This is a genomic window from Micromonospora maritima, assembly GCF_902825405.1.
GTDB lineage: Bacteria > Actinomycetota > Actinomycetes > Mycobacteriales > Micromonosporaceae > Micromonospora > Micromonospora maritima.
This window is the reverse complement of the sequence record NZ_CADEAU010000317.1, coordinates 1-6,247: the sequence shown is the minus strand read 5'-3', so window position 1 is coordinate 6,247 and position 6,247 is coordinate 1. Positions and strand designations below refer to the sequence as shown.

The following is a 6,247-nucleotide window of genomic DNA, read 5'->3' as shown; positions in this document are numbered from 1 at the left end:
GTCGCCGGCGCCGGGCAGCTCGAGGGTGGCCGAGGCGTAGCCCGCCGCCGCGGCGTGCCGGGCCCGGGCCGCCAGGCGCGGGTACATCCGGCGCAGGTCGCCGGGGTGGCCGAGCAGGATCAGCGGCGTCGGCCCGGATGTCGATGGCGGGGTCCACAGGAGGCCAGGGACCTCGTCGAGGGTGAACTCGCGCTCGCGTACGCCGTCGTCGAGGTGTCGTTCGGAGATGAATCGCACGGTGGTGCCTTTCGGGAGTGCGCTGAACGGCGCTCCCGGACGACCTACCGCCCGACCGTGACCCCGGAGGGGAGCACCCACGTCGATACGTTCACGGGTACCACCTCCTCGTTCCCAGCACGGCCTCCCGGAAGCTAGCAGTGGTCGCCGCGGTCCACCAACGGTTTTCCGCGCCGGTCAGGGCGCGTAGTCGGGGTGGGCGACGGCCTCGGCGATACGGGTCAGCCAGTGCAGGTCGTTGGCGCGGGACTCCGGGCTGCCGCCGGAGTCGAGGATGCTGCCGAGGAACGCGGCGACGTCGTCGAGGTGGCGCTCGCCGCGGTAGTAGCTCAGCGTCGTCGGATCGGGCTCCCACGGGCCGTAGCCGCGACGGAAGAGTTCGGCGCGGTGCGCGTCGATCGGATGGTCACCGAAGTCCTGGCTGAGGACGAACATCAGGTCGCGCTCGCGGGGCGCGAGGATCGGCGCGTCCCAGTCCACGACGTGCAGGGGGCCGTCGCCGTCGGCGATCAGGTTGCCGGGGTGGATGTCGGCGTGGCAGACGACGTGTCGACCCCGGGGGACCCGGGCGGCGAGGTCGTCGACGGTCGCCGACAGCCGGTGCAGCGCGTCGCCGTACCGGTCGCAGAAGCCGGCGAGGTCGGGGCTCGCCGCGGCCTGCCCGCCGAGGGTCCGCAGCCGCTCGCCCGCGCTCGACAGGTACGTCTCGACCGGCAGCACCGCCGCGACCTCGGCGCTCGGCGTGACGGCGTGCAGCCGGCCCAGGAACTCGCCGTACTCGGTCCACTGGCGGTCGGTGAGCCCACGGCTCCAGAGGCTGCCGCCGTCGTGGAACGGGTAGAGCAGCAGCCGGTAGTCCCCGAACGCGCGACCGGTGCCGCCGTCGGGCGGGTCGATCGGCGCGACGACCTGCCGGATGCCGCGCGCGCGGAGGAAGCCCGGCAGCGACACGGCCGCCCGGGTGAACGCCCCGTGGCGCAGTTTGAGGAAGTAGCGCTCGCCGTGGGCGGTGTCGACCCGGTACGCCCAGGCGCGCCCGTCCAGCCCGACCGGCAGGAACACGAGGTCGGCGACGTCCATCGCCCAGGCGGCACCCACCTCGGCGGCCAGTGACCGCTCGTCGACGTCCGGCTTGTCGATCACGGGCAGAGCCTCGCAGCCCGCACCGGGGCCGACAACGTGATTTCGCCGGCGGTCAGGACGCCTGGCGGACGCGCATGTCGGCGAGCCAGACGTCGGCCAGGTCGGCGAGCGGGACGCCGAGGGCCTGGCTGAGGCAGACCACGGTGCCGAACGCGGGCGCGGGGAGACGACCCGCCTCGATCTTGCGCAGCGTCTCCGGCGAGATGCCGGCCGCCAGCGCCACCTCGCCCAGGCTGCGCCCGGCCCGCGCGGCACGGAGGGCGACGCCGAGGCGCTGACCTGCGGCGATCTGTTCGGCGGTGAGCGGTTGGCGAACCATGCGAGCAGGATATCCCTCCGGAGGCGGCACCGAGCCGGCGTGGTATAAAAATACCGCAACGGAAGAGGGAGGCTGTCGTGATCGAGCTGAAGTCCGTCGAGGAGATCGACCGGATGGCGGTGACCGGCCGGTTCGTCGGCGAACTGCTCGCCGAACTGGGCGCCGTCGCCGACGTCGGCGTGAACCTGATGGACCTCGAACACCACGCCCGGCGGCGGATCAAGGAGCGCGGCGCCGAGTCCTGCTACTGGGACTACGCCCCGTCGTTCGGCCGCGGACCGTTCCGTAACGTGCTGTGCCTGTCGGTCAACGACGCGGTGCTGCACGGTCTCCCGCACGACTACGTGCTGCGCGACGGTGATCTGCTCAGCATCGACATGGCGGTCGGCATCGACGGCTGGGTCGCCGACTCCGCGCTCTCCGTCGTGGTCGGCACCCCCGACCCGGCCGACCTCACGCTGATCGAGGCCACCGAGGTCGCCCTGGAGGCCGCCATCGCCGCCGCCCGGCCCGGCGGCCGCCTCGGTGACGTCTCCGCCGCCATCGGCGAGGTCGCCAGCTCCTACGGGTACGGCGTCAACGGCGAGTTCGGCGGCCACGGGATCGGCCGCACCATGCACGAGGCCCCGCACGTGGCCAACAGCGGTCGTCCCCGCCGCGGCCTGCGGCTCGACCCCGGCCTCACCATCGCCATCGAGCCCTGGTTCTGCCGCACCACTGACAAGATCAAGTTTGACGAGGACGGCTGGACGATCCGCTCGGCCGACGGCTCCCGCACCGCGCACTCCGAACACACGGTCGCGATCACCGAGGCCGGGCCCCGGGTCCTGACCCGGCGCCCCGCCTGACGGAATCCGCTTTCGTAGGGCTCGACCGGGTCCCGGGTCACCGGACTCGCCCGGTTGATCGACTCCAGCTCGGGGAGGTGGCGGGGTCGCGGCCCGTTGGATACCGCCACCTCGGCGGTCTGGTGTGGATCATAGGGTCATGAAGGAGCCGTACGTCCTGGGCCGGGGTGCCGGCCCCCGGTGGACCGTCCACCCGCCGGTGGACCCGTACGGGGACGGCTACGTCCACACCGCCGTGATGGAGTTGCGGGAGGACGGGCTGACCGCGTCGACCGTGGCGGAGCTGGACGGCGTACCCATGGCGGGTCCGCAGGTGACGACGCTGCCGGCCTTCCTCGACGAGCTGGCGGCCGGCTGGGCCGGGTGGCCGGGGGTCAGGACGTGGCGCTCGCTGGGCGGGCAGCTCGCCCTCGACGCGCGGCACGACGGACGCGGGCACGTCACGCTGGGCGTGACCCTGCGCCGGCCCGGTCACGACGCCGACGACACGGGCTGGTCGGCCCGGTGCGTCTTCGTGCTGGAGGCGGGCGAGGAGACCACCCGGTTCGCCCGCGACCTCGGCACCCTGCTCGGAGCGTGACCGGAGCGGCGCACGGCCGCCCCGGTCAGACCGGAGATTCCCGGGTCAGGTCGCGGACGTGCCGGAGGCCGGGCTGGCCGCCCAGGTCCACCTCGCCGTCCGGCACGAACCCGGTGCGCCGGAGCACGGCCAGCGAGGCCGGGTTCGCCAGCGCCGCCGAGGCGACCAGGCGGCGGAGGCCGTACCCGTCGCGGGCCAGCTCGCAGACCCGCCGGACGCCCTCCTGGGCGACGCCGCGCCCGCTGACGCGTTCGGCCACCCGGTAGCCCAGCTCGGCGCTCCCGTCGGCCACGTCCACCAGGTTGAACCGTCCGATCACCCAGCCGTCGTCGTCCACCAGCACGTGGAAGTGGCACGTGCCCCGGTCCTGCTCCACGAGCAACGCCGCGAGCCGGTCGCCGAACTCGTCGAAGTAGTCGTCGCCCCGGTCGGGCACGAACCGGGCGAAGTAGGCCCGGTTCTGCCACTCGAACCGGTGGACCAGGTACGCGTGGCGGGCGGCGAGGCGTTCGAGCTGCGGCATCGCGCCAGGCTAGCCAACCTCGCCCGGAGGGTAGGAGCGCAGTTCGACGGTGTTGCCGTCGGGGTCGCGGACGTAGATCGAGGTGCCGGTGCCCCGGGCGCCGAAGCGCGGCACCGGCCCGGTCAGCACGGTGAACACGCCCGACTCGACCACCGGCTGCCAGTCGAGCGGTTCCACCACCAGGCAGAAGTGGTCCACGTTGGAGCCGCCCGGATCGCCCCGGACCAGGTCGATGATGGTGCCGGCGTCGACGCGTACGGACGGGAAGGACACCTCCCCGGCGCGCCACCTGTCGACCCGCACCGGGGCCAGCCCGAGCGTGCCGCAGTAGAAGTCGAGGGAGCGTTCGACGTCGCTCACCGTGAGCACCAGGTGGTCGAACCCGGTCACCCGCATCGTCATCGGAATCCTCCTGGATCGTGTCTGGGGAACACCGTCGAGCCTGGTCGGACGCGGGGCCGGGACCAAGCCCCGATCGCACTACCATCGTTGACCGGGAGTCAACGACGGGAGCGCCGGGTGCTGGAGCGGTACGAGATCGAGGCGTTCCTGACCCTGGCCTCCGAGCTGCACTTCGGGCGCACCGCCGAGCGGCTCGGCGTGACCACCGGGCGGATCAGTCACGTGGTGCGCCGGCTGGAACGGCGGATCGGCGCGCCGCTGTTCGAGCGGACCAGCCGGGTCGTCCGGCTCACCCCGATCGGCGCCCGCCTGGCCGAGGAGATGCGCCCGCTGGTGGCCGGCATCGAGGAGGCCGTCCAGCGGGCCGTCGACGCCGGTCGCGGGCTCACCGGCGAGCTGCGCGTGGCGTACGTGGGCGAGTCGGCCGCGCCGGTGCTGCTCCGCGCCGTGGCCCGGTTCACCGAGCGGCACCCGGACTGCGCGGTCCACGTGCACGAGGCCCCGCTGGCCACCACCCGGTCGAGCCTGGTGGACGGCACGATCGACGTGCTGATCGCCGCGTACCCGTTCGACGGCATGGCGAACGGCCCGGCGCTGCTGCACGAGCGGCGGATGCTCGCGGTGGCCGCGGACCACCCACTGGCCCGCGCGGAGTCGGTGTCGCTGGAGGTGCTCGGCGATTATCCGGTGGTGCAGTACCCGGCGGTCACGTCGGCCGCGTTCAAGCAGGACCGCACGCCGGACCGGACCCCGGCGGGCCGGCCGGTACCGAAGGGGCCGGTCGGTGGCACGTACTCCGAGATGCTCGCGCTCGTCGCGCTGGGCCGCGGCGTCCTGCCGGTCGGCGAGCAGACCCGGCGCTACCACGCCCGGCCGGACCTGGCCTACGTGCCGATCCACGACGCGCCGCCGATCCGGCGCGGCCCGGTCTGGCTGGCCAGCAACACCACCACCCGGGTACGCGAGTTCGTCCGCGCGGCGGTCGACGCCAACCCGCCCCCGGCGGCCTGACACCGTCGTACCCGGCTGGCAGCATCGGCGGCATGCGGGACGAGATCCGAGCCCTGGTCGAGGAACTGTCACCGGGCGACGAGCTGGAGGCGCGGCACCGGGAGGCGACGCTGGCCTGGCTGGCCGGCACGGAGGACATCTTCCGCCGCGCCAGGCCACGGACCCCGTCCCCACACCTGGTGGCCTACTTCCTGCTCCGCGACCCGGCCGACGGCGCGGTGCTGCTTGTCGACCACCGCAACGCCGGCATGTGGCTGCCCAGCGGGGGCCACGTCGAGCCGGGCGAGCACCCGACCGAGACGGTGCGCCGCGAGCTGCGCGAGGAGCTGGGCGTGCCCGCCGTCTTCGCGTCGCCGTTCGGGGAGCGGCCGGCGTTCCTCACCGTCACCGAGACCGTCGGGCCGCCGGAGCAGCGGCACACCGACGTCAGCCTCTGGTACGCGCTGACCGCCCACCGCGACCAGCGCTTCACCCCCGACCCGGTCGAGTTCCGGGGCATCCGCTGGTGGACGCCGGCCGACGTGACCGACGCGCCGGCCGGCACGGTCGAGCCGCACCTGGGCCGGATGCTGGCCAAGCTGGCGGCCGTCGCGGCTTGACCCGTCCCCTGCGACAGGGCCCAGCGTGGTCCGCGCCGGCCACCGGGGCCGGCGCGAGGAGGAGGGCGACCGTGCGACTGATGACCATCGGGGCGTTCGCCCGCGCGGCCCGACTGACGCCCAAGGCGCTGCGGCTCTACGACGACTCCGGCCTGTTGCCACCGGCGGCGGTGGACCCGCACTCGGGCTACCGCTACTACGCGCCCGAGCAGCTCGACCGGGCCCGGCTGATCGGCGCGCTGCGCCGGGCCGGCATGCCGCTGGCCGAGATCGCGACCGTCTGCGCCCTGCCGCCGGCCGCCGCCGCAGAGGCGCTGGACGCCTGGTGGCGACGGGTCAGCGCGGAGACCGTCACCCGCGGCCGGGCCGTCGCGCTCCTCGTCGACCAGCTCACCGAGACAGGCACCACCATGCCCGACATCCGATTCCGGTACGCCGCGCGCTGCGAGACCGGCGCGGTCCGGGACTCCAACGAGGACACCGCGTACGCCGACGACACGTTGCTCGCGGTCGCCGACGGCGTACGCGGTCCGGCCGGGGCCGCCGCGAGCGCCGCCGCGGTGGACGCGCTGCGCTCGCCGGAGC

9 protein-coding genes and 1 pseudogene are annotated in these 6,247 nt (G+C 74.1%); 5 read left to right on the top strand and 5 right to left on the bottom strand.

Annotation, left to right across the window (positions count from 1 at the left end):
• The 3 genes and pseudogenes from HUW36_RS23035 to HUW36_RS23025 all read right to left on the bottom strand — a co-directional run.
• Positions 1-237 (bottom strand): annotated as a pseudogene (locus tag HUW36_RS23035) (alpha/beta hydrolase); the annotation flags it as partial.
• A 177-nt stretch (positions 238-414) separates the two neighbouring features.
• Positions 415-1,380 carry a phosphotransferase enzyme family protein gene (locus HUW36_RS23030; RefSeq protein ID WP_174530083.1) on the bottom strand — a complete coding sequence of 322 codons (966 nt, stop codon included), beginning with the start codon at positions 1,378-1,380 and terminating at the stop codon, positions 415-417.
• Positions 1,381-1,432: 52 nt separating this feature from the next.
• Positions 1,433-1,699 carry a helix-turn-helix domain-containing protein gene (locus tag HUW36_RS23025; RefSeq protein WP_174530082.1) on the bottom strand — a complete coding sequence of 89 codons (267 nt, stop codon included), beginning with the start codon at positions 1,697-1,699 and terminating at the stop codon, positions 1,433-1,435.
• Between the two features lie 77 nt (positions 1,700-1,776).
• Between HUW36_RS23025 and map the strand changes: the two genes are divergently transcribed.
• Positions 1,777-2,547 carry a type I methionyl aminopeptidase gene (map, locus tag HUW36_RS23020; RefSeq protein WP_174530081.1) on the top strand — a complete coding sequence of 257 codons (771 nt, stop codon included), beginning with the start codon at positions 1,777-1,779 and terminating at the stop codon, positions 2,545-2,547.
• Positions 2,548-2,686: 139 nt separating this feature from the next.
• On the top strand, positions 2,687-3,127 hold the full coding sequence (locus HUW36_RS23015; RefSeq protein WP_174530080.1) for a DUF6228 family protein: 441 nt from the start codon (positions 2,687-2,689) through the stop codon (positions 3,125-3,127).
• Positions 3,128-3,152: 25 nt separating this feature from the next.
• Here the strand turns inward: HUW36_RS23015 and HUW36_RS23010 are convergent, their stop codons facing one another.
• On the bottom strand, positions 3,153-3,650 hold the full coding sequence (locus HUW36_RS23010) for a GNAT family N-acetyltransferase (RefSeq protein WP_174530079.1): 498 nt from the start codon (positions 3,648-3,650) through the stop codon (positions 3,153-3,155).
• A gap of 9 nt (positions 3,651-3,659) precedes the next feature.
• Entirely contained in the window at positions 3,660-4,052 is a 393-nt protein-coding gene (locus HUW36_RS23005) for a VOC family protein (protein WP_217428857.1), read from the bottom strand.
• A gap of 117 nt (positions 4,053-4,169) precedes the next feature.
• Between HUW36_RS23005 and HUW36_RS23000 the strand changes: the two genes are divergently transcribed.
• From HUW36_RS23000 to HUW36_RS22990, 3 genes are all read left to right on the top strand, one after another.
• Positions 4,170-5,063 (top strand): LysR family transcriptional regulator, encoded by an 894-nt coding sequence (locus HUW36_RS23000; protein WP_174530078.1) that lies wholly within the window; start codon positions 4,170-4,172, stop codon positions 5,061-5,063.
• Between the two features lie 32 nt (positions 5,064-5,095).
• Positions 5,096-5,662 carry an NUDIX hydrolase gene (locus HUW36_RS22995; protein ID WP_174530077.1) on the top strand — a complete coding sequence of 189 codons (567 nt, stop codon included), beginning with the start codon at positions 5,096-5,098 and terminating at the stop codon, positions 5,660-5,662.
• Between the two features lie 71 nt (positions 5,663-5,733).
• Positions 5,734-6,247, top strand: a 514-nt coding sequence (locus tag HUW36_RS22990) for a MerR family transcriptional regulator (RefSeq protein WP_174530076.1), incomplete at its 3' end; no start/stop codon positions are given.

Coding starts and splice junctions, on each gene's coding strand:
- HUW36_RS23005 (WP_217428857.1), bottom strand. CDS start 4,052: ATGACGATGCGGGTGACCGGGTTCGACCACCTGGTGCTCACGGTGAGC.
- HUW36_RS23015 (WP_174530080.1), top strand. CDS start 2,687: ATGAAGGAGCCGTACGTCCTGGGCCGGGGTGCCGGCCCCCGGTGGACC.
- HUW36_RS23010 (WP_174530079.1), bottom strand. CDS start 3,650: ATGCCGCAGCTCGAACGCCTCGCCGCCCGCCACGCGTACCTGGTCCAC.
- HUW36_RS23025 (WP_174530082.1), bottom strand. CDS start 1,699: ATGGTTCGCCAACCGCTCACCGCCGAACAGATCGCCGCAGGTCAGCGC.
- HUW36_RS22995 (WP_174530077.1), top strand. CDS start 5,096: ATGCGGGACGAGATCCGAGCCCTGGTCGAGGAACTGTCACCGGGCGAC.